This is a genomic window from Acidiplasma aeolicum (assembly GCF_001402945.1).
Taxonomy (GTDB): Archaea; Thermoplasmatota; Thermoplasmata; order Thermoplasmatales; family Thermoplasmataceae; genus Acidiplasma; species Acidiplasma aeolicum.
Genome location: NZ_LKBG01000087.1, coordinates 1 through 2,256 on the forward strand (window position 1 = coordinate 1; position 2,256 = coordinate 2,256).

Here is a 2,256-nt window from a genome sequence, read left to right on the forward strand (position 1 = left end):
AAAATTAAAAGCTCGAGGCAAGTCACGGAGTAGCTAGCCCTAATTGTGAATATCGATAAGAATAGAACAGATATCACCACGATAGTTTTTGATGAAAACCTGACGAAAAGGAATCCCCCTAGAAGGCTGAATATCGTTATACCTACTGCATACCCGCTTATCAAGATGCGGAGATAATACTAATGAATCTTTAGACTCGATATTATGGTTGCGGAGGCAAAAGTATAGGAAGATCTATCAAAGTCTTAGGTAAATGCAGGCAGTGCGCCGATCGCGAAGACCGTGATCAGCACCATAAGGCTATCCGTTGCCATTTTTCTTGTGGTCTGCATGAATGTCAATCACTTTCATGCTATTAAAACATTTCGCCTCTGGAGACGGCGTAATAAGGCTAATTTTTAAATATTATATGACAATTTATATTTATGGACCCATCAGAAGCCTACAGGATACGGTTTGCCACTGATATATCCATTGGCGGAGGATGGGCATATTTTACTGAGAAATATATAAAAGACGATGAGTACCATTCCGTGATAAAGAAGGTGGATAGATCGGGAAAGGTTGTTCAGGTTACATTTGGAGGGAATGAGCGGTATCCAAAGGCCTATGGAGAAGCGCTCTTTTTTGTCAAGTATTCGAAGGATAAAGAGTCGCTGATGCGCATGGATGGCATATCGGAGCCCAGGGAGATCGCATCCTTTGCCAAGATATCGGAGTACGCATACATTGGTGAAGAGGTCTACGTCATAGCACAGGACACCGCTGATAACACCCAACCATTTGAAGCAACTGATATAAAGTACAGGTTCAACGGCCGCGGTCTCCTGCGATCCTTCAATTCGCTTTACAGGATTCATGAAAAACCTGAGAAGATATACTCTGGCCATTTCGATGTTATCGCAATAAGGTCCAACGCTAGACGGATCATAATATCCACTACTGAGAATTCCAATGATTATGGCCTCATAGATCTGTTTGAAATCGATGCGGACGGAAAGAAGCTAAAGAGGATAACCAAAGAGCCTGCAGAAGTTAATGACTTCTCTGTTTCAGAGTCCGGGAGGATAGCCTTCTCTGGTTACTATGGCCTGGATGTGGGAAGGGTGTCGAACATCATCTTTCCGGAAGAAGACATTGAAATACCGTTGGGAAATGATGCAGCCAACTCGGTAATAGGTGATTCTTTCGGCGGATCACACTATCGCCTAGTCTTTGACGGCGATGCATTGTACGCCATCGGGCAGGAGAGATCCTCATCATATGTTTACAGGATCGGTGATAAGGCGGAAAGGATAACACCAGAGAACAGGAATATAGTAGATTTCGATTTCAAAGATTCACTTGCTTATGTTTATTCGGACATTGAAAATCCTTCCGTTGTCAATTTTGGTACTGATTACGATCTTAATCCCGGCGTGATGGGCGTAAAGGCTGATTCATTTGAATTGGATGGTGGAGAATGCTTCGCCATGGTATCTTCAAAGGAGAACCCGTCCATACTCTTCATACATGGAGGCCCTCACACGGCTTACGGAAACACGTACTTCATAGAATTTCAGTATTTCTACAGAAATGGTTACAACATACTCTTCTGCAATCCTCCAGGAAGTTCAGGATACGGGCAGGAATATGAGAAGGCGTGCATAGGCGACTGGGGCGGCAGAGATATGCACTATCTACTTAAGTTCGTTCAGGAGTGCAGATCCAGGTATGGCCTCACAGGAAAAATAGGAGTAACAGGGGGATCTTATGGCGGCTACATGACGAATTGGATAGTTACGCAGACTAACGAATTTGCCTGTGCAATATCAGAGAGGTCCATATCAAATCTATTCAGCATGATAGGAACTAGCGACATAGGATTCTGGTTCAACGCCCTAGAACTTGATTTGAAAGATCCATATTCAAAGGAGGGAATGCAGAAACTCATGAACTTTTCGCCAATCAGTTACGTGAAGAAATCGAAAACGCCAATAATGCTTATAACTGGGGAAGAAGATTACAGATGCCCAATAGAGCAGGCCGAACAGTTTCACGTTGCAATGAAGATGAACGGTGTGGAATCAGTGCTGGTTAGATATCCCGGTGACAACCACGAACACGCTAGGACGGGCGTCCCCAAGAACATGGTCGACAGGATTAGAAGGAAAACGGAATGGTTCGAAAGACACCTGAAGAAGTAAAATATTGATAATAACATTCTATATCCTGATATCGGTCAGGTATAACATTTACCATTTCTTCTACAAGATT

At 43.3% G+C, this 2,256-nt stretch carries 1 protein-coding gene; it reads left to right on the forward strand.

Going from position 1 to position 2,256, the window contains the following annotated elements:
* Nucleotides 1-425: 425 nt before the first annotated feature.
* Entirely contained in the window at nucleotides 426-2,186 is a 1,761-nt protein-coding gene (locus AOG54_RS02640; RefSeq protein WP_055032373.1) for an alpha/beta hydrolase family protein, read from the forward strand.
* Nucleotides 2,187-2,256 lie beyond the last annotated feature (70 nt).